At 51.2% G+C, this 24392-nt stretch carries 30 protein-coding genes, 1 tRNA gene and 3 pseudogenes; 10 read left to right on the top strand and 24 right to left on the bottom strand.

The genetic code is table 11. From position 1 onward, the window contains the following. The 5 genes and pseudogenes from ABLU67_RS01525 to ABLU67_RS01505 all read left to right on the top strand — a co-directional run. The coding region (locus tag ABLU67_RS01525; protein ID WP_348852124.1) for an FKBP-type peptidyl-prolyl cis-trans isomerase N-terminal domain-containing protein at window positions 1–1006 on the top strand (1006 nt) is incomplete at its 5' end. 841 nt (window positions 1007–1847) lie between these two features. Then, window positions 1848–1934: pseudogene (locus tag ABLU67_RS01520) on the top strand (type VI secretion system contractile sheath small subunit); the annotation flags it as partial. Window positions 1935–2051: 117 nt separating this feature from the next. After that, window positions 2052–3626, top strand: a complete 1575-nt coding sequence (gene tssA, locus ABLU67_RS01515) for a type VI secretion system protein TssA (RefSeq protein WP_049083326.1) — start codon at window positions 2052–2054, stop codon at window positions 3624–3626. Between the two features lie 104 nt (window positions 3627–3730). After that, window positions 3731–4210, top strand: coding sequence for a hypothetical protein (locus tag ABLU67_RS01510; protein ID WP_048260554.1), 480 nt, complete (start codon window positions 3731–3733; stop codon window positions 4208–4210). 937 nt (window positions 4211–5147) lie between these two features. Then, window positions 5148–5804, top strand: coding sequence for a hypothetical protein (locus ABLU67_RS01505; protein WP_142891100.1), 657 nt, complete (start codon window positions 5148–5150; stop codon window positions 5802–5804). 302 nt (window positions 5805–6106) lie between these two features. On the opposite strand, the gene ABLU67_RS01500 is transcribed toward ABLU67_RS01505, so the two are convergent. The 8 genes and pseudogenes from ABLU67_RS01500 to ABLU67_RS01465 form a co-directional block, all read right to left on the bottom strand. Further along, on the bottom strand, window positions 6107–8440 hold the full coding sequence (locus ABLU67_RS01500) for a primase-helicase zinc-binding domain-containing protein (RefSeq protein ID WP_348852123.1): 2334 nt from the start codon (window positions 8438–8440) through the stop codon (window positions 6107–6109). 11 nt (window positions 8441–8451) lie between these two features. Next, window positions 8452–8772 carry a DUF5375 domain-containing protein gene (locus ABLU67_RS01495; protein WP_004185276.1) on the bottom strand — a complete coding sequence of 107 codons (321 nt, stop codon included), beginning with the start codon at window positions 8770–8772 and terminating at the stop codon, window positions 8452–8454. Further along, on the bottom strand, window positions 8769–9029 hold the full coding sequence (locus ABLU67_RS01490; protein ID WP_348852122.1) for a hypothetical protein: 261 nt from the start codon (window positions 9027–9029) through the stop codon (window positions 8769–8771). The genes ABLU67_RS01495 and ABLU67_RS01490 overlap by 4 nt, the downstream gene beginning before the upstream one ends. A 71-nt stretch (window positions 9030–9100) precedes the next feature. Further along, on the bottom strand, window positions 9101–9550 hold the full coding sequence (locus tag ABLU67_RS01485; protein ID WP_240273340.1) for a hypothetical protein: 450 nt from the start codon (window positions 9548–9550) through the stop codon (window positions 9101–9103). Next, entirely contained in the window at window positions 9543–9842 is a 300-nt protein-coding gene (locus tag ABLU67_RS01480) for a Derepression protein (protein WP_072032091.1), read from the bottom strand. Before ABLU67_RS01480 ends, ABLU67_RS01485 begins: the two co-directional genes overlap by 8 nt. Beyond that, window positions 9832–10032 (bottom strand): host cell division inhibitor Icd-like protein, encoded by a 201-nt coding sequence (locus tag ABLU67_RS01475; RefSeq protein ID WP_232633948.1) that lies wholly within the window; start codon window positions 10030–10032, stop codon window positions 9832–9834. The genes ABLU67_RS01480 and ABLU67_RS01475 overlap by 11 nt, the downstream gene beginning before the upstream one ends. Before the next feature lie 24 nt (window positions 10033–10056). After that, a pseudogene (locus ABLU67_RS01470) lies at window positions 10057–10428 on the bottom strand (ash family protein); the annotation flags it as partial. Then, complete coding sequence (locus ABLU67_RS01465) at window positions 10428–10694, bottom strand: AlpA family transcriptional regulator (protein ID WP_181944414.1); 267 nt, start codon at window positions 10692–10694, stop codon at window positions 10428–10430. The pseudogene ABLU67_RS01470 and the gene ABLU67_RS01465, both read right to left, overlap by 1 nt. Before the next feature lie 547 nt (window positions 10695–11241). On the opposite strand from ABLU67_RS01465, the gene ABLU67_RS01460 reads away from it, so the two are divergent. The 5 genes from ABLU67_RS01460 (at window position 11242) to ABLU67_RS01440 (ending at window position 14879) form a co-directional block, all read left to right on the top strand. Continuing rightward, on the top strand, window positions 11242–11979 hold the full coding sequence (locus ABLU67_RS01460; protein WP_117380451.1) for a glycoprotein 3: 738 nt from the start codon (window positions 11242–11244) through the stop codon (window positions 11977–11979). Continuing rightward, a complete protein-coding gene (locus tag ABLU67_RS01455; RefSeq protein ID WP_110223083.1) occupies window positions 11976–12221 on the top strand; it encodes an ogr/Delta-like zinc finger family protein in 246 nt (81 codons plus the stop codon). Before ABLU67_RS01460 ends, ABLU67_RS01455 begins: the two co-directional genes overlap by 4 nt. A 17-nt stretch (window positions 12222–12238) precedes the next feature. Further along, on the top strand, window positions 12239–12805 hold the full coding sequence (locus ABLU67_RS01450) for a phage polarity suppression protein (protein WP_267716852.1): 567 nt from the start codon (window positions 12239–12241) through the stop codon (window positions 12803–12805). A gap of 509 nt (window positions 12806–13314) precedes the next feature. Beyond that, window positions 13315–14136, top strand: a complete 822-nt coding sequence (locus ABLU67_RS01445) for a hypothetical protein (protein ID WP_085831437.1) — start codon at window positions 13315–13317, stop codon at window positions 14134–14136. Next, entirely contained in the window at window positions 14133–14879 is a 747-nt protein-coding gene (locus ABLU67_RS01440; protein ID WP_085831438.1) for a hypothetical protein, read from the top strand. The genes ABLU67_RS01445 and ABLU67_RS01440 overlap by 4 nt, the downstream gene beginning before the upstream one ends. Window positions 14880–14922: 43 nt before the next feature. Here the strand turns inward: ABLU67_RS01440 and ABLU67_RS01435 are convergent, their stop codons facing one another. From ABLU67_RS01435 to ABLU67_RS01360, 16 genes and pseudogenes are all read right to left on the bottom strand, one after another. Further along, on the bottom strand, window positions 14923–16116 hold the full coding sequence (locus ABLU67_RS01435) for an integrase domain-containing protein (protein WP_085831439.1): 1194 nt from the start codon (window positions 16114–16116) through the stop codon (window positions 14923–14925). Window positions 16117–16299: 183 nt separating this feature from the next. Then, window positions 16300–16402 (bottom strand) — tRNA-Leu (locus ABLU67_RS01430). Continuing rightward, entirely contained in the window at window positions 16393–17583 is a 1191-nt protein-coding gene (locus ABLU67_RS01425; RefSeq protein ID WP_049091340.1) for a site-specific integrase, read from the bottom strand. Before ABLU67_RS01425 ends, ABLU67_RS01430 begins: the two co-directional genes overlap by 10 nt. Then, a complete protein-coding gene (locus ABLU67_RS01420) occupies window positions 17544–17750 on the bottom strand; it encodes a hypothetical protein (protein WP_047683674.1) in 207 nt (68 codons plus the stop codon). Before ABLU67_RS01420 ends, ABLU67_RS01425 begins: the two co-directional genes overlap by 40 nt. 345 nt (window positions 17751–18095) lie before the next feature. Continuing rightward, window positions 18096–18536 (bottom strand): annotated as a pseudogene (locus ABLU67_RS01415) (DUF550 domain-containing protein); the annotation flags it as partial. A gap of 146 nt (window positions 18537–18682) precedes the next feature. After that, window positions 18683–18910 (bottom strand): hypothetical protein, encoded by a 228-nt coding sequence (locus ABLU67_RS01410; protein ID WP_348852121.1) that lies wholly within the window; start codon window positions 18908–18910, stop codon window positions 18683–18685. Next, entirely contained in the window at window positions 18907–19287 is a 381-nt protein-coding gene (locus ABLU67_RS01405) for an HNH endonuclease (RefSeq protein WP_348852120.1), read from the bottom strand. The genes ABLU67_RS01410 and ABLU67_RS01405 overlap by 4 nt, the downstream gene beginning before the upstream one ends. Further along, entirely contained in the window at window positions 19287–19640 is a 354-nt protein-coding gene (locus ABLU67_RS01400; RefSeq protein WP_348852119.1) for a hypothetical protein, read from the bottom strand. Before ABLU67_RS01400 ends, ABLU67_RS01405 begins: the two co-directional genes overlap by 1 nt. Then, window positions 19641–20363, bottom strand: coding sequence for a hypothetical protein (locus tag ABLU67_RS01395; RefSeq protein ID WP_348852118.1), 723 nt, complete (start codon window positions 20361–20363; stop codon window positions 19641–19643). A 130-nt stretch (window positions 20364–20493) separates the two neighbouring features. Beyond that, window positions 20494–21009 (bottom strand): hypothetical protein, encoded by a 516-nt coding sequence (locus tag ABLU67_RS01390; RefSeq protein ID WP_348852117.1) that lies wholly within the window; start codon window positions 21007–21009, stop codon window positions 20494–20496. Further along, window positions 20994–21128, bottom strand: a complete 135-nt coding sequence (locus ABLU67_RS01385) for a hypothetical protein (RefSeq protein ID WP_260456444.1) — start codon at window positions 21126–21128, stop codon at window positions 20994–20996. The genes ABLU67_RS01390 and ABLU67_RS01385 overlap by 16 nt, the downstream gene beginning before the upstream one ends. Next, window positions 21125–21910, bottom strand: coding sequence for a ParB/RepB/Spo0J family partition protein (locus ABLU67_RS01380; protein ID WP_080528343.1), 786 nt, complete (start codon window positions 21908–21910; stop codon window positions 21125–21127). The genes ABLU67_RS01385 and ABLU67_RS01380 overlap by 4 nt, the downstream gene beginning before the upstream one ends. Next, window positions 21903–22103: a hypothetical protein gene (locus tag ABLU67_RS01375; protein ID WP_047683655.1), complete on the bottom strand. Its 201-nt coding sequence runs from the start codon at window positions 22101–22103 to the stop codon at window positions 21903–21905. The genes ABLU67_RS01380 and ABLU67_RS01375 overlap by 8 nt, the downstream gene beginning before the upstream one ends. Next, complete coding sequence (locus ABLU67_RS01370; RefSeq protein WP_128334824.1) at window positions 22103–22630, bottom strand: HD family hydrolase; 528 nt, start codon at window positions 22628–22630, stop codon at window positions 22103–22105. The genes ABLU67_RS01375 and ABLU67_RS01370 overlap by 1 nt, the downstream gene beginning before the upstream one ends. 132 nt (window positions 22631–22762) lie before the next feature. Next, window positions 22763–23590: a DUF2303 family protein gene (locus ABLU67_RS01365; protein ID WP_348852116.1), complete on the bottom strand. Its 828-nt coding sequence runs from the start codon at window positions 23588–23590 to the stop codon at window positions 22763–22765. Window positions 23591–23648: 58 nt separating this feature from the next. Continuing rightward, window positions 23649–24020, bottom strand: a complete 372-nt coding sequence (locus ABLU67_RS01360) for a hypothetical protein (protein ID WP_004123001.1) — start codon at window positions 24018–24020, stop codon at window positions 23649–23651. Window positions 24021–24392 lie beyond the last annotated feature (372 nt).

Here is a 24392-nt window from a genome sequence, read left to right as displayed (position 1 = left end):
GAACGCCGAGCTGGCCGCTGCCGCCGAAGCGGCGCAGAAAAAGCAGGATGAGACCTCCCGCGCGCTGTCGGCGCAGATTGCCGCGCTGAACAAGCAGCGCGCGGAGATAAAAGGTAAGCAGAAAACCGAGCTTGATGCGCTGACCAAAAAGAACGCCGAGCTGGCCGCTGCCGCCGAAGCGGCGCAGAAAAAGCAGGATGAGACCACCCGTGCGCTGTCGGCGCAGATTGCCGCGCTGAACAAGCAGCGCGCGGAAAGAGAAGGCCAGCAGAAAACCGCGCTTGATGCGCTGACCAAAAAGAACGCCGAGCTGGCCGCCGCCGCCGCAACCGCGCAGAAAGAATATGATGTTTCAGTCGCTGCTTTAAACGATAAAAATAAAAAATTACAGTCTACGCTCGATAGCCTGGCTATCAAGCAAAGTGATTTAAGCCTTGCGGATAAAAGTCATAAAAATGCCTATGCGCTCGGCGTTTTCTACCTTACCCAGGCGCTATCCGATGTGAATAAAATGGCCGACAATAATGTCAAGCTGGCGCCTTCAGCGTTGGTTTCCGGGTTTAACGACGCTTATAATAAAAAACTCAAAATTAAAGAAAATGAAATAGAAAGTATCGTTAACATGCTTAACGAACAACTATCGTCTAAGTACGTCGATATTGAAAAAAGAATCATGGCTAAAATCAAAAACAAGAAATATGAGATTTTGCCTAATGGTGTCTATTTTGTGGTTGATAAAAAAGGAAAGGAGTCGTACAAGTCGAATGAGACTTTGTCTATGAATATCCTTGAGAAGAAGCTTGATGGTACGCCGATACTCAATACGATGAATTCAAAGATGGTTTACGATAAGCAAATCGATCCGCTAATGGCCAAAGTACTATCATCCGGATTAAAAGGCGGAACGGTCACGCTATATGGACAGGCCGGCTCGCTGTATAGCAGCACGCCAGCGGACCTGAACCCGGATACCTTAATCTCCATTACCTTCGAACTCATTCCCTGAGCGATCGATAGCGGCTCCCCGCCGACTTGCGTATCCGCAAAGCCATCGCCCGCATACCAGGGGGGGGGCAGTCAGATGTCCGGGACGGACATCATGGCTGCAACTATCGCCTGGCGGGCAGAATATTGCCCATCGCGCTTTCAACCGATCGCTTCCGGCAGCAGCCAATCCAGCTGCATGAGGTTTGACTCAAAGGCGGTGACGCCCGAGGCCTCCCCCGGCGTAATGCGCCGCTTCGTCATACGGGGCGAGGTGTGAAAAGCAGCATATTACCATTCTCAACGAGTATGAAGACGTAACTGCGATCCTGTCCCTTTCCCAATGAATCCCGAATTGATATCTGCCAGATATTATTTGTGAATTTTATATTAATCTTGCCAGTCATTAATTATAACCATATTAATACCCAGAGCTGGGCGGCTTACAGCCTGTAAACCATAAAAAAATAATTTATTTCACACTTCGCCATTCGCGATTTTTTCAGTGTCAGGAGTGATCTTTATTTCCGCTGCACATTGATTTGCATCAATCAACTCTGTCTATTCAGATATGAATTTAATTCATATTCCTCTGCCAGGTATACACTCAGCCTTTATTGTAAGCAAAAGGTTGTTATTACATACCGGCTTTGTTTGTCTGATGCGTTTCATTTTTACATTTGCCTTAAGATGTCTGAGGAAAGTCTTATAATGGACTTTGGGGCCGGCAGGTTGATATTTTTTGGCGCTTTGCTCTACTATATCCTGGTCATCACACGCCGTTATCTTTAACACATTATTCCTCACGGGAAGGGACCCCTATGGCTGATACGTTCCAGAATGAGGTGCCCAGGGCACGCATTTTCAGAAAAGAGTTCGAAAAAATCCTGAAAGACCCGGCGCTGACGCAGGAATTACGCGACGAAATCAGCGCGCTGGCCCCGAAATAAACGGCGTGCGTTATTTAATGGATTAACCGGGAATATGCTGGACGCGCAGGTGGCTGATTCCGTGGCCCGAATGGCGCTGGCAGCCGGCCCCGCGCTGACCGGAGAGGAGATGTACTGATGGCCAATGTTTATACTCTGATTTCAGTCTGTCAGGCCGCTGCTGATGCGCTGGCGGTACAAACGCAACAACGTCTGCTGTTGTGGAATAACTGGCTGCAGCCGCTGTCAGCCGATAAACCCGCGGGGGACGATCCCGGCTACGATGATGATTTCCAGCAGATGCGCGAAGAGGTGAACAAGATCACCGGTGCGGATAGCGATCTGATTTGTAGGTTGGCCGAAAAACTGCTCACCACCGTGACCAAAGATATTCGCGTTGCCTCATATTACGCGTGGGCGCGGCTGCACCGGGATGGCGAAAGCGGTCTGGCGGACGGACTGGAACTGCTGGCCGGGCTGATGCAGGGTTTTGGCGAGCAGCTGCACCCGCTGCGGGAGCGCAGCCGAAGGGCCGCATTTGACTGGCTCGCCGGACAGCGGATGCTTGACAGCCTGTCGCTGTACCCCGAGGCCGGCAGTACTGATGCCTTGCGTATCAGCGGCGCATTATTGCTGATGGAGCAGGCGCAGGAGGGGACTGTCCCCGATGCGCTGTGCGGCGTCCTCGAGACCCGTCTGTTGAAGTCGGGCGGGCCGGATGCCGTCGTGCCGCAGAATGTCAGCGATGTTTCGCCCTCTCAGGCAAACAACTATACGCCGGCGCTGAGCCCTATCACCTCCGGCCAGGAACTGCTGACGCAGGCGCGTATCCTGGCGAAATATCTCGGTGACCAGCCGGAGGGCTGGCTGGCCGCTCACCATCTGATGAAAAGCATCCGCCACGACACGCTATATCAGCTGCCGCCGCTATCAGCAGAAGGCAGAACCCGTATTGAACCGCCGAAGCCGGACCAGCGGGCATTGCTGAAGCGGTTGTATCTCCAGCAGAGTTGGACAGAACTGCTGGAACAGGCTGACGGGATGTTTTCTCGTGGCGCGAATCATCTGTGGCTGGACCTGCAGTGGTATATCCACCAGGCTCTGCTGAAGGCAGGGCGGGAAGCGGAAGCCGCTATTATTCAGAACGACCTGAAAGGGCTGCTGTCCCGGCTGACGGGGCTGGAAGGACTGGCATTTAACGACGGCACGCCGTTTGCCGATGAGGTCACGCTGAACTGGATACAACAGCAGGTGCTGGAGAACGCCGCAGGCTGGCGGGATGATACTGCCGCCAGCGCCGCTACCGCATCCGGCGATGACGATATTCTGCTGCTGGAGCCGGAGGCCCTCGCGGTTGCCGACAGCGACGGCCCGGAGGCGGCGCTGGCCTGGCTGCAGAACCGCCCGGGTATCACCAGCGTGCGCAGCCGCTGGCTGCTGCGCCTGCTGATGGCGCGTATTGCCGAGCAGACCGGCAAAAATGAGCTGGCGCAACACCTGCTGGCGGAACTGGGCGCGGATGCTGCCGGAATTCCGCTGGCACAATGGGAGACAGGTCTGCTGTTCGAAGTCAAAGCCCGCCACCTCAGGCTGCTACGCCTGAAGGCCGGGCGCAGTGAAACCGACAAAAACCGCCTGCAGTCTGCTATGGACCGCCTGCTTGCCGAGCTGATTGCCATCGATCCCGCCCGTGCCGCAGTGCTGTGCGCTTAATCTGTTTACGAAAAATAAGGTGGCGGGAGCGGCGATGAAAAAAAAAAGAGAATGCCGCTCAGCGCATATCTCACAACGTATTAAAAGTTAACGGGGGCGATAACGTGTCGGCCAGAGAACGTTTTTTTAAGAAAGTGCAGCAGAACTCCGATAGCACACCGCCCGGCAATAAATCCGCTGAGGCGGAAATTCAGGCATTCCGCCGCCGGATGGATGCGCTGGTGCAGCAAATCAGCCAGTGGTTTGCGGGGTCCGGCATTGAGGTCATTCTATCAACAAAGCATATTCATGATCTGAGCACGATCGGCTATAGCCTGAACAGCGGTATATGCCGTTATGACATCACCACACTCCGGCTACAGAACGGCGATCGTCACGTCAGCATAGTACCTGAACAGCTCTGTCGAGGTGTGGAAACGGGCTGCATGACAATGCGGGTTAATGCTCCTGGAATCACTCAGCTGTTTTACCTGAGCATGGCGCCGGAAACGGGCTGGTTTATCCGCCGCGAACATCAGAGCGAAAAAGAGAATGCCATCATGACGGAAGAGCTCTTTTTCCATGCCGTTGATTGCCTTGCCTGAATAGTCGCAGCGGTTTCTCATATTGTGCAGGCAACCGTTGCCTGACCCATTACAGATATTCGGGCTGTCTGCTCTGAAGGCTTCATGCTTGTGCTTTCAGCCGCAATGAGCCTCTTAATGAGTTTTACCATTTTAGGACCCGCGTTTTTTGGCTCTTTCTCCTGGAGCCCAAAAAGGCACCACAAGGCTGCGGTCCTCAGTCATTCCCGCCAGACCGATATAGACACAAAAAAGCCCGCAGGGCTTACGCCGTGCGGGCTCTTAGGACTTCATCGGATGACTCTGGTAATCACCGCTGGAGAATTTTGGTGGGCTGGCGGAGTCTGAATTAATCTTGTAACTGTTTAAAAATAAATAATTTTAATGTGTTCAACTTTCATTTGTGTACCTAAATGTGTACCAATTATGGGATGTCATAGCATTCTTACCTATCTAAAGTTGTCGATTGCTCTTTCTCCTGATGATTTTTCTGTATCTACAAAGGCTGGATAAAAAGTTTTTTTGCATTTAACTGTTCACACTGTTCACAATCTTATTTTTCTTTTTAATATCATAATGATAGATGGTGATCAGTTGGTGAAGAGTGAACAGTAAACTCTTCACCTCAGCGTGTTTCTTGCCTATTTCATGCGACCGTCACGGCAATACGATGGTGATAAGGGGGGAAGAAAAAAGTTTTTGTGAATACTGTGCTATGTGGTTTTTTTGTTTATTTTCAATGTATTATATTGTGATTGCTAGATGAGCAGTGAACACTTTACTGTTCACCTCTACGGGCTACAGGTACAAACGTTATATTTTGTTGTGAGCAAAACACAGAATTAAACTTACTATAACTTGATGAAGTGACATACGTATTGATATCCTTTTTCGTAGGGGAACAATACTTTTGATTAAGAAATGTCGAGTTATCTATAATACTATTAGGGTTCGAAATATGGGAAATATTAAAAAATACTCTATACATATGCTGCTTATAATACTTATTGCTCTTTTGCTTATATTAGTATTTTCAATTAAGGACGGTAGTATATTTTTGATTAACAGTAGTTTTACTGATTCAGTACAGGCTGTTAGCGGAGTTTTGTCATTTTTAGGTGGTGCTGCTGCTGTAGTGGTTTCAATTTATATATCACGTAAAGATACTCGTGAAAAAAAGAATGAAGAAGAAATTAAAAAAAAGAAAGTGCTCTATTATATTTATTATATGGTTCGTGATTTAGATGATGCATTTTATCAATTTGAAAGGGATTTTAAGGACTTGATATTTGATAGGGAAGTGTTTATTTCTGATTCTATATATGCCCATCATTACGCGCTTTTAATTAAATCAGCCAACCTGCTAAAGGAATATAGCATAACAGATATGCCCCGTTACGATATTTTAATAACATTTATCTCCATTAGAGACAATGTAAATAAAATAATTCAGTTTGTTGATGATTTTAAAGGGCTTCACAACGAGAAATTGGTTTATAATGATGACTTTATAATGTTGCAAGGTCATTATCAATCTGACTTCGTAAAAATGATGCAGGCTATTCATGAGGTGAAGGATGATACGCAGAAAATAAAGGAGTGCTTAGGGATCTAATATCATTAATTTTAACTTGTTTACAAAAATAATAGTGTGCATATATGAGGTGCTTTTTGCATCCTTTCGTAATTTGATATATCTCGATGAAAGTAACGCCTGCTCTTGGTACTCAGTTGCCTGATAACTTTCAAGGGTAAAAAGTTTTTTCTGGAAAAACTGTTCACACTGTTCACTCGGTGTTTTTATTGTTTATTTTCATGATGTTATCTTGTGAATACTCGGTGAACAGTGAACACTTTACTGTTCACTCGGGCCGGTATGCAGGCAAAAAAAGACCGGCTGTTGCCGGTCCGGGTAGGTTATGTAGCGGTGGGTTCGTCGCACTTCGGCAGCCAGTCGGCGTTGCTTTCCTCCCTGAGGGCGAGATTGGTCTGCATGCCCTGATTTGTGCGGCGCTTCTCGTAATTCAGGCCGTACTCTTTCAGAATGGCTGAGAGCCCCTTGCCGAACATGGTCAGACTGAGCGCATTCCTGTAGCCGTGGGCCTCCATGTACACCAGATAGGCGTGATACAGATACAGGCGGGGCTGGCGCGGGATAATGTTGGCGTTCCCCATATACATTCCGTCCGGCTCCGGCAGCGCCTCCAGATAGCCGCAAAAATCAAACGTCGGGTCAGCGTCGCGTTTAATACTGAGCGCCTCGTCGGAGTTCTGCTGCGACTGGAGCAGTGAACGGGCACTCATCGGGTCGCTGAACCGCTGCATTAACTGGCGCACGATGACGGCCAGCTCGCGGGCGATTTTATCCCTGAGCTGCGGGTCGCGCTCCTCCGGGGCTATCTGCTCCGGGAAGTGGATAATCACCCGGCGACGTGACACGCCGCCGCTGCGGTCGGTGAAGCGCATCGGATTATTGTTGACCGCCAGAATCACCGCCGGAATATGCGTCGAGTACGGGTTCTGGTATTTCGGGTCGACCGACACCGCATCGCCGCCGGTGATGGCCTTGAGCCCCGCACCGTCACCGCTCCATTTCTCCTGGTCAGGCAGACGAATGAGCGAGAAGCCAATCAGGGAGGCGCGCTTGCGCGGGTCTTCCAGCGTGTCGATATCCGCCGACGTGGCGTTATCCTCTCCGGCCAGCATCGTGGCGATTTCGGCGAGGATACTTTTCCCGCTGCCGCCCGGCCCGGTCACTTCGAGAAAGAGCTGCCAGTCGTAGCGGTTCGCCAGCACCATAAACAGTGCGGCCAGAATCACGTTACGTTTTGTCGGGTTGCCACTGGCCGCCCGGTCGAGCCAGCGCCAGAAGTTCGGCGCGTGGGTCTCCAGCGTTTCGCCCTCCACCGGCGGGGTGAAATCCACGTCACACAGGGTGCGCAGCCAGTGCGATTTGCTGTGCGGGCTGAACAGACCGCTCTGGGTATCGAGTACCCCGTTGCGAAAACCAATCAGACGGCGTGCCGGTGCCTCCTGCTGGGGAATAATCAGTTTCAGGGTTTCCACCACCGACGCAATTCTCCCCGATGAGAACGGGGCGCGCAGCCGCTGGAACAGCCCGGCCACATCGCGGGCAAAATCAGACGGCGTTATCACCTTCCAGATGCCGTTTTCATACCGGGACAGAAGCTGGCCGTTGGCATCCACGGCCAGCGCTTCGCCGTAATGCTCATGCACCCGCATCGCCTTATCACTGGCGCTCATGGCGGTAAATTCCGCCTCGCTCATGGTGTCGAAGGGGCTTTGTGCCGGTGGCCGGATGGCGGCATAAATGGCTTTCCGTGTGACCTCCTCGCCGTGCTGCATAAACGCATCATTCCAGTCGCCGAACACCGGCGGCAGGGCAACAACGCCCTCACAGGCGTCTGCGGCCACAGCGGCTTTACTCTGGCCGTCGCCGTTAAGGTCACGGTCGGCGGCGAGGACAATCTGACAGGCCGGGTGTTTCTGACGGGCCAGGCTCGCCAGAGAAAGAAGGTTCACGGACGACAGCGCCACCATGACGGTTTCTCCGGTCAGGTGATGCACAGTTAGGGCCGTTGCATAACCCTCCGCTATCCACAGGCGTTTCCCGGCCTGTTTCTGCCCGTCGATGAGATGACATGCTCCTTTCACCTGCCCGCCCTTCAGGGTGCGCTTGAGCCCCTCAGCATTAATGAGCTGGAGGTTAACCAGCGCGCCAGCCCCGTCATACAGCGGCACCACCACATCACCGGCGCGGTAGGCCACGCCGCCGGTTTTGTGCGACGTGGTCAGCGTCAGACACTCACGACCGGCAAAGCCCTTGCGGGTCAGGTAGGCGTTGCCGGTGGCCGGGCGCGTTTTCTCCAGCAGTCTGACGGCCAGCGCGGCCGCTGCTTTGCGGTCGGCCTCCGTTCCGGCGTCTGCGGCCTCCATCACCTCCGGGGCCACCGGTGGCAGATTCCCGGTGACGGCGTTCACTTTCCCGGCGGCCTCGGATGCCGATATGCCGAACACCTTCTCAACCAGTTTCAGGCCGTCACCGGCACCGCACTGGTTACAGAACCATGTGCCACGCCCCTCTTTATCGTCAAAGCGGAACCGGTCAGCGCCCCCGCACACCGGACAGGCCTGATGGCGGTTTTTTATCACTTTCATTCCCAGCGCCGGGAGAATACGCGGCCAGTGGCCGCACGCCTGTTTTACGGTGTCCGTTACGTTCATTTTCATGGTTTTCTCCCTCAGTGCAGTACAGGCGATGTGATATGGCGGGCGCAGAGCTCATCCATCACGGCGAGTCCGAGGAAGGACAGCGACGGGGCGGCTTTCAGCGGCCCGGCCTGCATCAAATCTTCCAGTAATGCACAGGCAATCAGACGGCCTTTTTCCTCGCCGTGCTGGCGCAGATAGAAGCCCTCCAGCTCGGCGGCGATGGCGCTTTCCAGCGCGTCGAGGGTGAGGTGAGGATAGCGGTGCTGGCGTTCGCACAGGGTCAGCCAGGCACAGGCGACAGCGCGGCGATACAGGGCGGCACGCAATACGGGCGGCAGAGGCGTTTTCATACATTGCCCTCCCCGGTGAACCAGCGGTGGTTGCAGCGTTCGACCACGCCGTTGAGCTGGGCGGTCATCAGGTAAATCACGGAGGTGAGCTGCGACTGTTGCGCCGGGTCGCGGCGCAGGGAAGTACAGTCCTGCTCCTGCATCATCGCGCTGACAAAGTGGCCGACGTTGCGAAGATGTTCCAGGCATTCAAGGTCATTCTGGCTGAATGCAGTCAGGCGCTGATTTTGTAGTATGGCTGAGGTATTAACAGGCATGATTCCGTCTCCTGAGGATGTGCGTATCCCTGCGCAGGTACGCACATTTTATTTTTGGGTGTCGTTTTTAATTACAGATAATGGCGGTAGCTGTTATCCGGTTTTATTTTCATGTCCGTGTCGACATTATTCCGCCATTTCCTCACCGCTGGTGCCGGACGTCTCTCCGGGGAAATATCACCCGGATACTTATCGATATTCCGCACGCGGTATTGCTGTAATTCCGGGTCAGCAGCGATTTCACGTAAAACGGCATGGCGGTTTTCAGGGTTTCGCTTTATTAAATCAAGGCGCTCACAGCTAAAGTCCCGCAAAAAGCGGCCGAGCGGAATTTCTGCCATGCTGCCACCGGCAATAATACGAATAAGGATGGTGTAGGTGTGCCGGTACGGGTTCCAGACCAGTCCCGGACAGCGGTACGGCATGTCCCACGGAATACCATCGGCCAGAACACTCAAGACCTTCACGTCAGGAAAACCGGAGCTCCGGTATATTTCACCCGGCTGAGGGAAATCAAACATGCTGTTCACCTCCGCTCACCGATGGTGGGGCCACGAAATCCCGGCACAGTCCTTTGGCTTTGAGCTCCTCCAGCACGTAGCTGATGTCCTCATGCAGATAACTCAGAATATGGGGCACCGAAAGCTGATGCAGCCCGGAGAGTTCACGTTGTTTCAAATCAAGCCCGACAAAGTGTGTCACGGCGCTGGCGCGATTGAGTTTGTGGTAAGCCTCAATACTGAGGTGCTCGCGGAAGGTGCCAGTGTCATCGCAACGTACAGAGACGCGCTGAATGCTGTTTTCAGTATGCATGTGATGCCTCCGCAAGCGGCAGACGGGCGGCAAGAGAAAGAACGTACTCGCGGACAAGGGAGCGACGTGCGGTACGCTCGTCACCGGCAACGGTGCGGAGCATACAAATGCGTGGCTTACGGTCTGCGCGACGAACAGCCGCAAATACAAAGACGAATTCAGGGTGAGACGGGGTGAGGATCGTAGCCATAAGGCAACCTCCGATGGATAGCTGATAATTGCTATCGCCGGAGTTCTCACGCTCAGTGGCGATAGCCCAGACGGGGGTGAGAATACCGGCTCCATCGAATACCGGCCAGCCCGAGGGCTGCCCCGCCTGAGCTACCATTGACATGGCGGCATAATGTGCGAATACGGACAGGAGACGGAGAGTCACACCTGCACGAATGTGCGCACACCACACCATTATCTGGTGCTCTGTGGCGTTGATTGCGACACAAAAAAAGACGCATGGCGCGTCTGGTATCGCCGATGGATTGCTCGGGTTCTCACGCCCGGTTGCCGATTTTGCGACAATGGCAAAACTGTACCAGGAAACACACAACAGATGCAAGCCAGAAAAAGGGGCTGTTTGCTGAACGGGCATCATGCGTCGTAACTCCGGTTGCGTTCGGCGATACGGTCGGCCATCCACCCGGTGATTTCCGACTGCGCCCACGCCACGTTTTTCCCGCCTAGGGAGATTTGTTTCGGGAAAGCCTCCCGGCTGATGAGGTCGTAAATCGTGGAGCGTGACAGGCCACACAGATGCATCACTTCGGGCAGACGGATAAAACGCTCGTGAACGGCATCAGAGACTGGCATCAGCGGCGCGGCAGGAGCAGAAGACGGGGAAGAAAAAGCGGTGTGCATCGGGCTACCTCATAAAGTCCATACAGTGCCGGTCGTGTCCGTCCGGCCTCGGGTAGCTCTCTATTTTGTGAATATTTTCCTTCATTGCAACAGAGGCATGTTGTGCCGTGGAGCGATTTTGTCTGTTATTTGAGCTGTGAAATGAAAAAGTGAAAAATAATTGGCACACGACGCGCTGAGACATTCATAAAACTCGATTAATTGCATTCTCCTATTAATTTCATGAAATAAAATGTTTAAAACAATGAATCATTCGAAAGGGGATTGCCGGTAGCGGTGAACAGTAGTGAACAGTCGGTGAACACTTTCACCCTCAACTGTTCACCACTTAACTTGCTGTATTTATTATCTTTTCATTTAAAGTGAACAGTAGTGAACAGTTATATGTAAAAAAACAAACGGTGAGTATGCTTTTCCTGAGACCTTTCTCTGGCAAGCCGGCTTTTGATGTCCTGTTTGTGCCAGAACTGCCACAACCTCAACAGGTCGTGTTGTTGTGTGTGCCCCGGCAGAATCACCTCATGTTGAAACCACGAGGAAACCTGCCATGACCGACAACACCTTTATCCCTGATTACCTGAAACCGGCGCTGGAGCGACTGGCCGCAGCCAGAGCGGCCCATCTTGAACAGGCCCGCCAGATGGAGGACACCCTGACGGCCATCACCCGCGCGGAGGAGCAGAAAGCGGAGCTGGAGCAGGACAACGGCAGCGATACCCGCACATGGCGCGCCGCTTTCCGTGCCGGGGGTGCCATGCTGACCGATGAGCTGAAAAGCGGTCATATCGAACGCGTGGCCCGCCGTGAGCTGGCTCAGGAATGTGACAACCTGACCGAAGTGCTGGCCTTTGAACGTGACCTGCTGAAAGTCGCCTGCAACAGCACCGCGCGGGCATTCCGCCAGGCGCATCATGCCGTACTGTCTGAATATGCGAAGGAAGAGCTCGACCGGGCGCTGAATGACACCCTCGGGCCACTGGTCCGGGCGATGGTGCTGAAAGCGGATGTGATGGCAAACCCGCTCGCCAACACCATTGGCCATCAGGGGTATATCGAGCCGGAGAAAGAGGTCATGCAGCAGGTGGTCACCTTCCTGACCAGGAAAGTGAGCGCCTTCTCCGTCACGCCAGCCGATGAGCCGGTGCTCTCCCTGACCGGCTTCCCGGCCGTCGCGCTTGCGCATATGGACCACGACGCCGCCAGCACGCCCGGCGAGCGTAAGGTCTGGCAGGAGAAAATGCGTCAGCGCGAGGCTGACCTGAAAGCGCGGGGGCTGCTGCCATGATGCACTGTCCGTTCTGTAAAAAGTCGGCGCATGCCCGTACCTCCCGCTATCTGTCGGAGAACGTCAAACAGCGCTATCACCAGTGCACCAATATTGAGTGCTCGGCGACGTTCCGCACCACTGAAGCCATTGACGAGGTTATCCGGCCCCCGGCGGAGAAAACGCCACCTGTCGCGGAGCCGGTCACACCTCCGGTACCCCGTAAAGTGCAGGGCTGCTACAGCTCGCCATACCGTCATTAATCAGGGGAGAACTGACCATGACCACCCTTACGCTACAGCAGGCTTTTGAAGCCTGTCAGAAGAACGAAACCGCCTGGCTGAACCGTAAAGCCGAACTGGCGGCCGCAGAGCAGGAATATCAGGAACAGGTGCTGGCCGGGGATGAGCGTATACCGGGCAGAATGCAGACACTGCGCGACATTATCGATGTCAAAAAATGGGAGATAAATCAGGCCGCCGGGCGCTATATCCGCGCCCATGAATCGGTACAGCGCATCAGTATCCGCAACCGGCTGAATGACTTTATGCAGGCGCACGGGACAGAGCTGGCGGCCACGCTCGCCCCGGAGCTGATGGGACTCAGCCAGCAGCCCGCACTCCTGACCGGCCATGCGCTCGACCGTTCGGCGCATTACCTGCGCGAAGCGCTGTCCGTGTGGCTGAGTACCGGTGAAGAAATTAATTATTCGGCAGAAGACAGCGATATTTTAACAGCCATCGGATTCAGGCCTGACGCGGCTTCGCGGGTGGATAATCAGGAAAAATACACCCCCGCACAGAGCCTGATTTATGCCCGCCGGCGCACGGAACTGGCCAGTAAGTAGCCCCCGCAATAAATCCCCGAAAATACCGCTATTTTTCCCCAATTAAGCCATGCATCCACAGGGTGCATGGTTTTGCATGCGTTTTCCCGTCCCGTCACTCCCTTCTCAGCCCTGTCCCGGCGCGGCCTGAGCCCCCCGATGCACCTGCATGAAAACCGACCCACGAAGCGGGCAGGCGAGGCGGGGAAAGCACTGCGCGCCAGCGGTAAAGTATTTATTTAATTATATTTAGTTTCGCTGTCTGAGCGCGTCTCTGTGCGGCGCGGGTTCTCGGGAGTGTCGGTGGTTAGTGCGGTGCTGTTCGAGAGCGTGGCGAGCCTCTGGGGCGGCGAGGCTTGGGAGTAAGGAAAACGCCCGGAGGCGGGGGGTAACTCCGCACGAAATTAGTTGATCATCATCAAAAAAAACATTTTATTCACTTGCTTGTTATAAACAATATGCGATTGATAGATGGTTAAGTAATATATTTATCCATTTGGAGCAAATTGCTCTCGATTCGTGGGGGAAAAATGAAAGTAAGTCTTGATCTTGTCATAAACAGTGGTGACAACGAAGTTGACATGGATTACGCTCTTCAGACTTTATCCGGAGCTTCAGGGGTTACAAGTATAATCACAGAAGCAATATTACGAGGGAAGGTTAAAGAAAATCGCCATCAGACTAATGAAATTCGCACAAAATTAAAGCATTCTTTTACGGGTTCTTTTGGCCAATGCTTTGATGTAGTAATATCGGATAGAAATGTCGCAGCTAGATTGTCTACAATGACTAGATCAGTCTTTTCAGAAGTGATGAGTTATTACATTTATGAATCTCTTTTTTTAGAAAGCCCTAGACTTAGCGATGCCGCTATAAAAATTATTAAAGGGTTAGAAGATATTGAGGATGAACTTACCAAAGCTATAAGAAATAGACTGAAAAACATGCACAAAATTTCTACGATGTGTAATTATTCAGTCGATTTGAATTATAGAAAACCTGGCGGTAAACAAAGGATAGCGACTTTGAATCAACATACAGCTTTAAATATTACAGAGTTAATTGAAACTGACCATGACCATTACATAGAGGCTATCATAACCCGCTTTAACACCTTCACAGGAAATGGTAGACTATTAGTTAATGGCGAAGAGAGAACTACATCGTTTGGTTTTTTAAATGGACTTAAATATGTCACTGATGCTCAGACGAAAAAAATAACAAGTAATCTTGATGCAAATAACAGGCTGGCCGAAGAAGAACGAGAGCACTTGTTATTAAAGGTCAGGGATATGACCATTAGCAATGGTGAGATCGTAAAATATTTAGTTATTGAGGTTGAAGACTTATGAAATATATTGGTTGGTTAGCGTCATTTTTGATAGTGTTAACTTTAGGTGTTTACTATTATCAATTTGGCGTTGGTCCAACCATTCTTTCAAAAGGAAAGGATGTGTGGGGGCAGTTTGGTGATTACTTTGGAGGGGTTCTCAATCCTATCTTAAGTTTTATTTCCATACTGCTTTTGATTAAATCAGTAAGAATGCAATTTACAGCTAATGAATGTTTAATTAATGAGACTAGGAGGCAAGAGATTCTGGATAAAAGAAAGTCATTTGAATTTCAATTTTATAATCTAATTGAGGCGCAAAAAAGTGGCTTTGATGACTTTTCTTTAATTTTTCCATCTCCTAATGGGGGGCATGAGGTAAAGAAGGTTGATGCAGTAAATAAACTTGAGCAACTTATAAAAACAAGCGTTCAGAGAGGTATGGTTGGTGTGAATTTAACTAACATACTTGAGACTTTAGACAATAACTCTGATGATAAAATGTTTTCTTTTGCTAGAAGATTTTATCTTGCAGTTAAATTGATTGACAAAGAGATTACTGTTCAAAATGGGTTCACTGAACAGGATAAGGTAATGTATGTGGAAACGCTTATTAACCTTTCTGATTTTGCTATGGTAAGATTGATATGTATAATAATTACATATCTCTCTTGGCCTAATGTAGAGTATTTGAAAAAATCAAAAGAAATCAACTTGATTATCAAGTCGACTGGATTGGAAACATATATTAACTCCATTAAATAAGAGATTGATTGTGGTCAATCTCTATTTTGATTTTCTGTTGGATTTATTTTTTGTTTTCTACGAAGTCTGCCCACCAATTCATTAGTTCAATTCGTTGCATGAGATAGGTTGTTCGATTGTAAGCTTTACGTACTTCATTTTTATCACTATGCGCTAGTGCTGCTTCTATCACATCTGGGTTCATTCCTGCTTCATTTAGCGCTGTACTAGCAATAGACCTTAATCCATGTGCGACTAGCTTACCTCCATATCCAATACGCTTTAAAGCTGCGTTAGCCGTCTGACTATTCATTGGTTTTTTAGGATCATTTCTGCTTGGGAAAATATATTGTCTATGAGCGCTAATAGGCTTCATTACATCCAGAATATCTAATGCTTTAGTAGACAAAGGAACAATGTGCTCACGCTTGGCCTTCATGCGTTCGGCGGGGATCGTCCAGAGTTTGGCATTGAGATCGATCTCGACCCACCGAGCACCAGAAGCCTCAGAAGGGCGCACTAGGGTCAGGAGCTGCCACTCAATAAGACAGCGAGTCGAAACAGAAAGATTGGACATAACAAGAGAACGCATCAGTTTCGGCAATTCCTCTGGCCGCAGCGTCGGCATGTTTTGCTTTTTTGGTTTCTCAAAGGCCATGCCAACACCTGATGCAGGATTCGCATCTATCAGACCGGTGTTAACCGCATAAATCATTATCTCGTTAACACGTTGTACCAAACGACGCACAGTCTCAAGTGCACCACGAGCTTTAATTGGCTCTAGTGCTTCAACAATCGTTCTGGCCTTTATCTCCTGAACAGGTATCGAACCGATAGTGGGGAACACGTCTTTATCTAAAGAGCGCCAAATGTCTTTTGCATAATCTTCTGTGACGCTTCTGCTTTTAATCTGGAACCAGTTAGCAGCCACTGTTGAGAAAATGCTGTCTAACTCAATCTGGCGTTGTTCTGACGCTTGCTCCTGCTGCTGTTGTGGATCCATGCCTTGCGCGAGGGTGGTTAAGTGCTGGTCGCGTATCTGACGAGCTGCTGCGAGTGTAAGGGCAGGGTATGATCCGAGACTCAAATTTGTGCGGCTGCTGCTTCCCGGTCGCTGATAACGGAAGCGCCAGAGTTTTTTACCGGAGGTTTTGACGAGCAAGAACAGGCCATCACCATCATGCAGGGTGAAGTCTTTTTCGCGGGGTTTCGCTTTGAGGATTTCGTTGTTAGTGAGGGGGCGTGTAATGCGCGCCATGTCTGGATCCCTTCCATAATTGGTACACGTTTAATGGACCACAGTATAGCGTGTACCTAAACGTGTACCAATTTTCTCTGGATTTAGCCGGATGTCCTCGGACAATGACAGACACAAAAAAGCCCGCAGGGCTTGTGCCATGCGGGCTTTCTGTACTTCACCGGACGTATCCGGATCACGATTTGGTGGAGCTGGCGGGAGTTGAACCCGCGCCCGAAACTTTATAACCTAATGATAAACAATGATAAAAAAATTTAGCGTTTTGCTGCGGATCCTTTACGGCTCCTTTGAGGTTCCACCGCTGACCAGCTTGGGTCGTTTTTCAGTGTTGCCGTCATACTCCTTCAGATAGCGTCCATAATGCCTGAACAACATTTCTGGCCCTTTATGTCCCATCTGTGATGCCAGCCAGAACAGGTTAGCGCCTCGACTTATATGTCGGGTCGCGAACGTATGCCTGGTCTGGTATGGATTGCGGTACCTGATCCCAGCTTTACGTAAAGTTGGCACCCAGGCTTTCTTTCTTATCGCATCGGCACCCGCCCATGGTTTTTCTGTCTTAGGATCCTCAAAGATCGTTGCATCTTTCATAAAGGTGAAAGGCTTCTGAGAAGTCAGGGCATACAAGGCTTCTTCGGTTAACTCAACTTTACGTGTTCCAGCTTTAGTTTTCGTGCCCTTAATTACCCCTACTACGCTGGCATTTTGCACATGCGCTGTTTTGCCGATAAAGTCGATATCGCGCCAACGGAGGGCGCAGAGTTCAGAACTACGTAGCCCGGTTTCAATTGCAAAGCGGAATATGTTTTCCCACTGCTTGTTACCTGCGGCATGCAAAAGCGCTTCAACCTCGGCCGGCGAAAGCGGATCAACAATATAATCACTTTCATCCTCGGTTTTACTGCTCTGGTAGCGCGAGGCTGTCACCAGTGAAACTGGGTTAATCTGCAATACACCATCAGTCACAGCTTCATCCAGTGCTGAGCGTAGGAATGAAAGTTGGTTCCTAATCGTCTTTAATGTCGTTTTCTGACTCTGGATCCATGTTTTTAAAGCAGCAGGTGTTAATTCACTGGCAGGAAAAACGTGAAGTGATGCCAAAGCATTTAAACATTTCTTATATCCGCCGATTGTTGAAGGAGATAATTTTCTCGTTTCACAAATTACAAGATATTCATCGAGATAATTTTTTACCGTTTTTCCTGTTGAAGCATTACCAAATATTTTAAGTCGTGCCGAACGGGGAAAGTGTTCACCATAATTGAATGTGCCCCGCTCAATTTTATTGTGAATTTCGCCGAGTGTTCGCTCGGCGTATTTAATGTTTTTGCTATTAACTTCAAGGTTTGATAAAGGTTCCCGGCATTTCACCCCCTTATAGGTAAAGGTAATATTGATAGTTTCCCCAGTACTATGTTTCCTGATCGTTACGCCGCGCGGGAGTTTAGGCGATTTTGTCGAGCCCATTTTGCAACCTCACTAAGATCAATCCATCTTTCCTTAACGCCTTCGACCTTTAGCACCTGTACTCCTTCACGCCATACGCCACGCTGGATGCGCTTATTTATGGCATCAGGGGTTTCGCCTGTCTCTTTGCAATAAGTTGAGATGGGAACACAATCGAGGCTCAGCATAGATTTCTCCATTACCCCGGCTGCACCCGGGGGAAATTATTAAATAACTGCGCTTTTTGGCGCTGGTGGTGCGACCGCGCTCATAGCGGTGCGGATAACACAAGCAATATGCTCACGCAATTGTTGTGTACCGTGATATTCAATAGCTATATCACGCAGTTTATTGACTAGTTCGCGGATTTGATGCTCTTTCAGCACTACTGGTAATGGCTGATAGTTGGTTACATTAGCGAAAGCTGCTCTCAATCCGATCTTAATATCCTCCACATCGTCATCACCCAGGGGACCATCGGTTAGCGCATGATGGAATGCGTAAGCCATAGCATCTGTTACTGGCCCTACCGCCGATGGCTGATCTTTAATGTGCAACCGCGGCTCACCGTCTTTCGGCTCAGGCCATTCGCGTTGCTTGTTCACCGCCAGTTTTTCGATCATCGCCTGGGTAATCTGCTCGTCTGTAATACCAGCCCGTCGCTGGGCGTCCCACAGTAGGAATTGCATATCGGCCCATTCCGACAGGTCGCTAGGATCGGCAGCGGCTTCCAGTGCTTCTTTGCTGAGATGCTTCAGCGGGCCAATCGGGCCAACATTACCGAATGTTGATTGTGACCACTCGGCATGCTCGTTGCGTATCTGCTCGCGGTCAGGCGCTGGCTGTGCGTGGCGATAGAGCGCGATATCTCCCACCTCTGTGTTATGCTTACCCCACAGATACGCCGTCTCTCTCCCTCGGTCGATATAGCCCAGGTTGCGCTCGTCGGTATACGCCACCGGCTCGCTGTCCATTGCGGACAGCGCCAGTTCAGCAAGCTGCAGGTCAGCCAATATTTCTTCTCGCGCGCTTTCGAATGCTGTCTGCCGTGACGCCATTTTCAGCGCTTTGACGTTTTCACGAGCACGTTCAAGCAATTGCTCTCTGGTTAATTTGCTGGTCATTTGTTAGCCCTCACCCATCCCTTCGTTGTGCTGCGGATTTTTCCAGCTTTACGTAGTGCCTGGAGTCGGCGATCGAGAATGCGAAAGGGTTCTGGTTTACTCTCATCCTTCGCAATGCGGCTGCATTCTTCTGCTACATCTCTGACGTAAAGCTTGGAAAATGGCGTTGGATGACCACCAATTTTGTTCATTATTTTTGAGTCAAGTAATTCATATTTGGTCATTGGCTGGCTCCTTCTGCCTGATATTTTTCAAACCAGAACACTACCGGCGCGTTAGTTGGTTGAACCAGGCCGAATGATTCAGCTGTGCGGTAGCTTCTCGATGCCCGGCGAGTCACGTCGACCTGGGTAGCAATACGCTTGCGAAAATCCTCAACGGTGCTGCACATTTTGAACAGGTTGCAGGGGATGCATGCCGGAACCATGTTGCTGACTGTATCGTTTTCAGGCCTGTCCATTGCGTAGCCGTTACTGATATTTCTTCGTACCGCTTCGACGTGGTCAGCGTGCCATTTATCGCCAAGCTCACAGCCACAGTAAGCGCAGCGGCCGCCAAATTTCATGCGCAGCTCTGCGCGCTGTTCTTTGGTCAGAGCCATCACTCAGCTTCCCCGAATGTCTGAATGCAGGTAGTTTTGCCAACGAAACGGGCCGGACCTTTTCTTTTGGGAAGGCGATATTCACCATCAAACCTGTAGATGCCGACAGCAGCGCACGGACCATCATCACGAATTAACTCCCAGATGAAGTCCTCTCTGTCAGTGAAATATCCAGGGCCTTCACCGAACGTTGAAAAGTCGCTGTACACCACGTCCATATCGCCATGCTGACCGTTGATAAAAACGAACCAGCCTTTATGCCGCTCTCCCGGCTTCGCATCCAGATGTCCGAATGTTTCGTGTATTACTGCAGCAGCTCTCGCAGCAGTAATTTGCATTCCGATTTCGCGCATCTACTCAGTCTCCCACTTAATGCCATTGGTAATCGAAATCAGGACATCACCAAAGCACGTGATGTAGCTAATTCGCCCCGAGCGCTGCAATGCTCCGATTGCCTCGAGCCGCCGCACCTGTTCCTTATCCAAATCGTGGCCGCCAGATTCAGGGTCATCACAGCATTCGGCGAAGCGGTGGAGCGCTGCTAAGTCGGCATCAGTGACAAACGAGCGGAATGGCTCAATGGTGACGGTACGGGACTCCATCTCTGCCAACCGGCGCTCAGCCAATTCCGCGCGAGCATCAAGAGTCACGTTAGCAGCACAGAGTTTTTGCTCTGCGTCTTCCAGCTCGGCGATGCGTTTAGCCTGCTTTTCGATCAATTCCATCGGTCCGTTAGTGATAACGTAATCGTCCGGGAAAAGGTCGAAGATATTTGCTTTACGCTGCGCCTTCTCCAGCGCCTCTATCAGCTCAGCATTTCGGGATTCAGCCTCTTTCAGTTTTTTGGTCAACCTGTCGTGACCATCAACAATTTTCGAAACTTGGCTGACCATATGCTCTTCTGCGCGCTCTACAGCATCACACAACGCTCTGGTGCTAACGACACGCTGACCGGATTCACAGAGAGCATGCAGTGGTGTAAAAAACTCACGACGCGCCATCCGGGCTGCGACAATAATCAAAATACTCCCCGACTCGCGGGCGGCTTCTGGTGTCAGTTCGGTGATATCAGTCATGCTGCACGCTCCTCGTCTTTCCGGCGACGGATATACGCACGGATGGCTTGCCGTAGCTCCTCGCGCTGCGCATCAGTGAGCGGAGCCGTTGGCCGCATCCAATCAGGGACGGTAGGTTTTTGAATCTTGCTCATTTGGCCCCCTCGCGCAGCTGCTGGGCGAAAACTTCAGCCTCTTCTGCACTTTCTAAACAGAATTTAATACTGCTCATCACCACATCACCTCCGCGTTTTTTCAAACGCTCCGCTACGCCTCGCTGCTCTGCCGCGAACTTCTCTACCCCGCGCGCCTCGGCGGCCGCCAAGATGCGATCGGTGGCGGGAGCGCTTTTCATCACATACACGCTATCTTCGCCAGCCTCATGACCACAGATATACCCATGCAGCACAGGCTGGTAAGTTTCGCGACCAAACAGCCCGAGGCGCTCACCTATCTCCTGAATATCTGAGCCATCCAGCGATGCGCCGTCTGCTGCTGCGCGGAAACAGATTTTGACGAATTCCTGCCTGACTACATTCTCCGCAGCCAGCTGCTGGTAAGCTTTCGCCAGCTCCAGATACTTCTGCTCTTTGATTGACAGCTCGCCCGCCGACTCAAGCGACTGAATGAGCTCGTTTACTGTTGAGATGTTCATGCCGTCACCCATTCGATCATCATGCATACGCCCCAGATTACAGCGACTACTGCAACCCACCCGGCAACACTGACCAGTGCAGCAAACCAGAGAAGGGCGCGCCGGCTGTAATTTTCAGGTTCAAAGTTCATTTCGCCTCCCCAAGTACCCAGAGCAGAGCCTCGGCATATTCGCCGCTGGCATCTTCAAGGGCTTTAGTGATTTCCTTACGCGATTTGATGCGCGGCTTTGCCTCACCGAGAACCTGACGCTGCCGACGGGATTTTTCATGGCCTTTGGTACCAGCTGTCGCCAGCTCGATTTCTGCCACTTTTGCCCGCTGCTCTTCAGGTGGGAGCGCGCCAAGCTGACGCGCCTGGGTAACGGTAACTGTGCCAGACTCCACCGCTTCCCGAACAGCCTGGGTAGCATCGAGTAGTGACAGCGTTGCACGGACAGTCTGAACGCTACAGCCAAACAACACCGCAAGGTCGTCCTCGTCATGACCACGATCCAGCGCGTCTGACATTTTCTTAGCTCGACCTAATGGCGTATCAGGTCGGCGGATTTCGTTTTCGCTGACCATATATTTGGCCATTTGGTTTGCAGACCCACGCTTAACGACTCCAGGAACAAGCAGCGGAGTTTTGCCTTCTTTCAGCAGGAGCTTATTGGCTTCCAGCGTATGTTTAACGCGCTGGCGACCGACAACCACACAGGTGAGCCCCTTTTCAGGGTCTTTCCAGACAATAATCGGCTCAAGAACACCCAGCTCCTTGATATTCAGCACCATCCCTTCATCGATCGGCAGATTGACTCGCTCATCGTAAAGCGGGTGGGCCTTGTCAGTGACAATATGCAGATTTTCCGGCTCGAACATCAGAACGTTTGTCTTGCCGCTGGCGCCATAAGCATCGATCGAGTTTTTAGCCATTTCTGTTTTCCTCGCTCAGGTTCGCTATCATCGCGGCCATAGCGGTGTTCTGGTCCATTGCCTCTGTAAGGGCGACAAAGGTCACATCCAGCCTTGACGCTATGTCTTGCATTAATTGTGCTGCTGCTGGTGGTAGGTCAGGTGCTGCAGCGTATGCTGCAGCAACCAATTCTTTCACTTTCACATGTGCCATTAGCGCCGCTCCATCAGTTGGTTAAAGCGGTTCATGAACATGCCGTAAGACTGACCAGGTCGGACGGGATTAATCACAAATTGGTCGGTAGGAATAATGCCTTCGAGCATCGGCCAGTGGGTGCCGTCGTCGATTTCAAAGTCGCGACGTTCGCTGGCCAGCATCACAAGGTCGGCATACTTCACGGTCGGGTGCTGCTCAGATGGCAGGCCAAATTTTTGACGGATAGCAGCATCAACCCGATCCTCAATGGCGCGGTAGTCCGGGAGCAGGCGTTTAAGCGGTGCTGGAATATCCTGCAAATAAGCCTCTGCGGCATCGTGCAGCAGTGCTTCAAGTGCAAACTCCTGTGGTACCAGGTGACTGGTTAACACGCTGTGCTGACCGACGCTGTAGAACTCCGGAAGATGGCCAGCAAAGCGGCAAATATTCGAGAGCGCGTTAGCGATATCTTCGATCTCAATGGCATCCAGCTGGATATCGAGATAGTTAAAGTGCTTGCCTGTGAACGTTTGAATAAAGCTCATCGTATTTCTCCATTTAATTGCGCTCTGCACAGCGCTGATTTTTGGGTGTAGGAATCCCTCGCCAGGTGGCGATTAATTGCAGGATTACGCTTTAATAAATCCCCGCAACGACGGGGATTTAATGGAGAGCAATCAGGCCTTGAAGTTGCCGATAAAGGTTTCTACCGGCTTGCCGGCGAACTTGCCAACCAGCAGATCACGGAACTCATTGGCGATCGCTTCTTCCTGGGCTTCCAGCTGGACGATACGCAGGACGAATACCGGGTCATTACTTTTCAGCAGACTGTTGCGCAGACTGAAACGACGTTCGCCCAGGCCTTCATAGGGTACACACTTAAACTCAAACGCTACCGGCATAACCTCTTTACTGCTGGCTTCAATACTCTGCATCAGCGATTTTTTGCCACTGAAATCACCATCTTCATGGTCGGAGGCATTAGTTTGCTGGATGGTGACGCGGCGAACTGCCTGAGCGGCCTGGGCGATTTTCATCGTATTACCGTCAGCATCGAACGCAGTGAGATAGTCGCTCCAGTCTTCAAGCCATTCGGCGATTTGCTTCTGATTAAGGTGATCGCCGTTGATCGCCAGTAACGCGCGGAAGGGCGCTGTTTTCTTTAGCTTGATCGAGGCGACGTTATCAGCGTGGCCGGGATTATCCAGCGTACCGATGTTGAAGATTGAACGAGCCAGCATGTTATCGGCATCAATAAAGCAACGTGCTTTTTCTTCTTCCTGGGCATAAGCGACAGAATAGCGAACGAAATCATCAATGCTAGTCGTGTCCATGGCACCGCGGAAACGGAAACGCTCAAGAGCAAAACGCTCCAGGCTTTCAATGCTGGTATTCTGCGGTAGCAGGGCGGTCGGACAGGCCAGGCTGGGGATATCGTTCAGGTGATAACCGGAAAGCACCAGATCTTTAACCTGCTGAAAAGTACCGCTGTCTAACTGAGACATAAAAAAATTCCTTATTAACTGATTAGCGAAGTGGTATCAGTGAATTTGTGCGGGCGGATCACTGAGCCGCTTTAAGCTTTCCGTCCACCGTGCCGGTGATACCGAAGAGTTGCCCCTGATCTTCCTGCAGGATGGTGAGCTTGCCGCCTTTGTTAACCCACATTGGTGTTTCGGTGGTGTCCTCTTCCGACGCTTTGCCGCGGGGCGTTGGGGTGCTGTAGTTCAGCTTGTGCTTAATCTTGACGCGCTTCTCTTCAACAGAGTTGCCCATACGCTCAAAATCAAAGGTGAGGACTACCTTTCCTTTGTTGCCGTTGTTCAGAACGCCGAGCGCGGTGGTATTAAGAGCCGCCGCAATCTTGTTCATGAATACGCCGGCGTCCAGTTCGCCCAGGAAATCGGGCACGACTGTCATGCGATCATTACTCATGGTTTTTACCCTCATGAAAGGCGGCTGCCACCGCCGGGAATTTCTCCGTACACAACACAGAAGAGCACCTGCGGTTAGGACGCCGCCCGGTGATGCTCTTGTGTATTGTGTAAAAAGGGCGGTTATCCATCAGAACGTTATCCTCTTCCTCCTTTGGATAGTGGAAAACTGGATAACCGCCAAGACTACACACAGCACAGTTAACTAGGTTGTGGCGGTGGTGCCTCCACCTGCCGGGTTAAGCCATAACCGGCGACGTACACTGCCCGGAAGCGCATTCATTGAACGGGTTTGGCTCGTCACGTGCGCATAGCCGCAATTACCACAACGAAGAGAGCACTGCCGGTGTCCGAATCGAACGGACCTTTTCCC

Source organism: Klebsiella sp. GN_Kp190, assembly GCF_040061795.1.
Classification (GTDB): domain Bacteria; phylum Pseudomonadota; class Gammaproteobacteria; order Enterobacterales; family Enterobacteriaceae; genus Klebsiella; species Klebsiella michiganensis.
Note: the sequence above shows the minus strand (reverse complement) of the source record. Positions and strands in the feature narration are given on the sequence as shown.

Excerpts from the sequence above, each read along its gene's own strand:
- ABLU67_RS01485 (WP_240273340.1), bottom strand. The coding sequence starts at position 9,550 with ATGTTTGATTTCCCTCAGCCGGGTGAAATATACCGGAGCTCCGGTTTT.
- ABLU67_RS01405 (WP_348852120.1), bottom strand. The coding sequence starts at position 19,287 with ATGGCTCTGACCAAAGAACAGCGCGCAGAGCTGCGCATGAAATTTGGC.
- ABLU67_RS01455 (WP_110223083.1), top strand. The coding sequence starts at position 11,976 with ATGATGCACTGTCCGTTCTGTAAAAAGTCGGCGCATGCCCGTACCTCC.
- tssA (WP_049083326.1), top strand. The coding sequence starts at position 2,052 with ATGGCCAATGTTTATACTCTGATTTCAGTCTGTCAGGCCGCTGCTGAT.
- ABLU67_RS01395 (WP_348852118.1), bottom strand. The coding sequence starts at position 20,363 with ATGACTGATATCACCGAACTGACACCAGAAGCCGCCCGCGAGTCGGGG.
- ABLU67_RS01475 (WP_232633948.1), bottom strand. The coding sequence starts at position 10,032 with ATGGCTACGATCCTCACCCCGTCTCACCCTGAATTCGTCTTTGTATTT.
- ABLU67_RS01490 (WP_348852122.1), bottom strand. The coding sequence starts at position 9,029 with ATGCCTGTTAATACCTCAGCCATACTACAAAATCAGCGCCTGACTGCA.
- ABLU67_RS01420 (WP_047683674.1), bottom strand. The coding sequence starts at position 17,750 with ATGCTGAGCCTCGATTGTGTTCCCATCTCAACTTATTGCAAAGAGACA.
- ABLU67_RS01400 (WP_348852119.1), bottom strand. The coding sequence starts at position 19,640 with ATGCGCGAAATCGGAATGCAAATTACTGCTGCGAGAGCTGCTGCAGTA.
- ABLU67_RS01500 (WP_348852123.1), bottom strand. The coding sequence starts at position 8,440 with ATGAAAATGAACGTAACGGACACCGTAAAACAGGCGTGCGGCCACTGG.
- ABLU67_RS01410 (WP_348852121.1), bottom strand. The coding sequence starts at position 18,910 with ATGACCAAATATGAATTACTTGACTCAAAAATAATGAACAAAATTGGT.
- ABLU67_RS01465 (WP_181944414.1), bottom strand. The coding sequence starts at position 10,694 with ATGCACACCGCTTTTTCTTCCCCGTCTTCTGCTCCTGCCGCGCCGCTG.
- ABLU67_RS01440 (WP_085831438.1), top strand. The coding sequence starts at position 14,133 with ATGAAATATATTGGTTGGTTAGCGTCATTTTTGATAGTGTTAACTTTA.
- ABLU67_RS01450 (WP_267716852.1), top strand. The coding sequence starts at position 12,239 with ATGACCACCCTTACGCTACAGCAGGCTTTTGAAGCCTGTCAGAAGAAC.
- ABLU67_RS01375 (WP_047683655.1), bottom strand. The coding sequence starts at position 22,103 with ATGGCACATGTGAAAGTGAAAGAATTGGTTGCTGCAGCATACGCTGCA.
- ABLU67_RS01425 (WP_049091340.1), bottom strand. The coding sequence starts at position 17,583 with ATGGGCTCGACAAAATCGCCTAAACTCCCGCGCGGCGTAACGATCAGG.
- ABLU67_RS01385 (WP_260456444.1), bottom strand. The coding sequence starts at position 21,128 with ATGAACTTTGAACCTGAAAATTACAGCCGGCGCGCCCTTCTCTGGTTT.
- ABLU67_RS01445 (WP_085831437.1), top strand. The coding sequence starts at position 13,315 with ATGAAAGTAAGTCTTGATCTTGTCATAAACAGTGGTGACAACGAAGTT.
- ABLU67_RS01435 (WP_085831439.1), bottom strand. The coding sequence starts at position 16,116 with ATGGCGCGCATTACACGCCCCCTCACTAACAACGAAATCCTCAAAGCG.
- ABLU67_RS01360 (WP_004123001.1), bottom strand. The coding sequence starts at position 24,020 with ATGAGTAATGATCGCATGACAGTCGTGCCCGATTTCCTGGGCGAACTG.
- ABLU67_RS01380 (WP_080528343.1), bottom strand. The coding sequence starts at position 21,910 with ATGGCTAAAAACTCGATCGATGCTTATGGCGCCAGCGGCAAGACAAAC.
- ABLU67_RS01370 (WP_128334824.1), bottom strand. The coding sequence starts at position 22,630 with ATGAGCTTTATTCAAACGTTCACAGGCAAGCACTTTAACTATCTCGAT.
- ABLU67_RS01390 (WP_348852117.1), bottom strand. The coding sequence starts at position 21,009 with ATGGGTGACGGCATGAACATCTCAACAGTAAACGAGCTCATTCAGTCG.
- ABLU67_RS01495 (WP_004185276.1), bottom strand. The coding sequence starts at position 8,772 with ATGAAAACGCCTCTGCCGCCCGTATTGCGTGCCGCCCTGTATCGCCGC.
- ABLU67_RS01460 (WP_117380451.1), top strand. The coding sequence starts at position 11,242 with ATGACCGACAACACCTTTATCCCTGATTACCTGAAACCGGCGCTGGAG.
- ABLU67_RS01365 (WP_348852116.1), bottom strand. The coding sequence starts at position 23,590 with ATGTCTCAGTTAGACAGCGGTACTTTTCAGCAGGTTAAAGATCTGGTG.
- ABLU67_RS01480 (WP_072032091.1), bottom strand. The coding sequence starts at position 9,842 with ATGCATACTGAAAACAGCATTCAGCGCGTCTCTGTACGTTGCGATGAC.
- ABLU67_RS01505 (WP_142891100.1), top strand. The coding sequence starts at position 5,148 with ATGGGAAATATTAAAAAATACTCTATACATATGCTGCTTATAATACTT.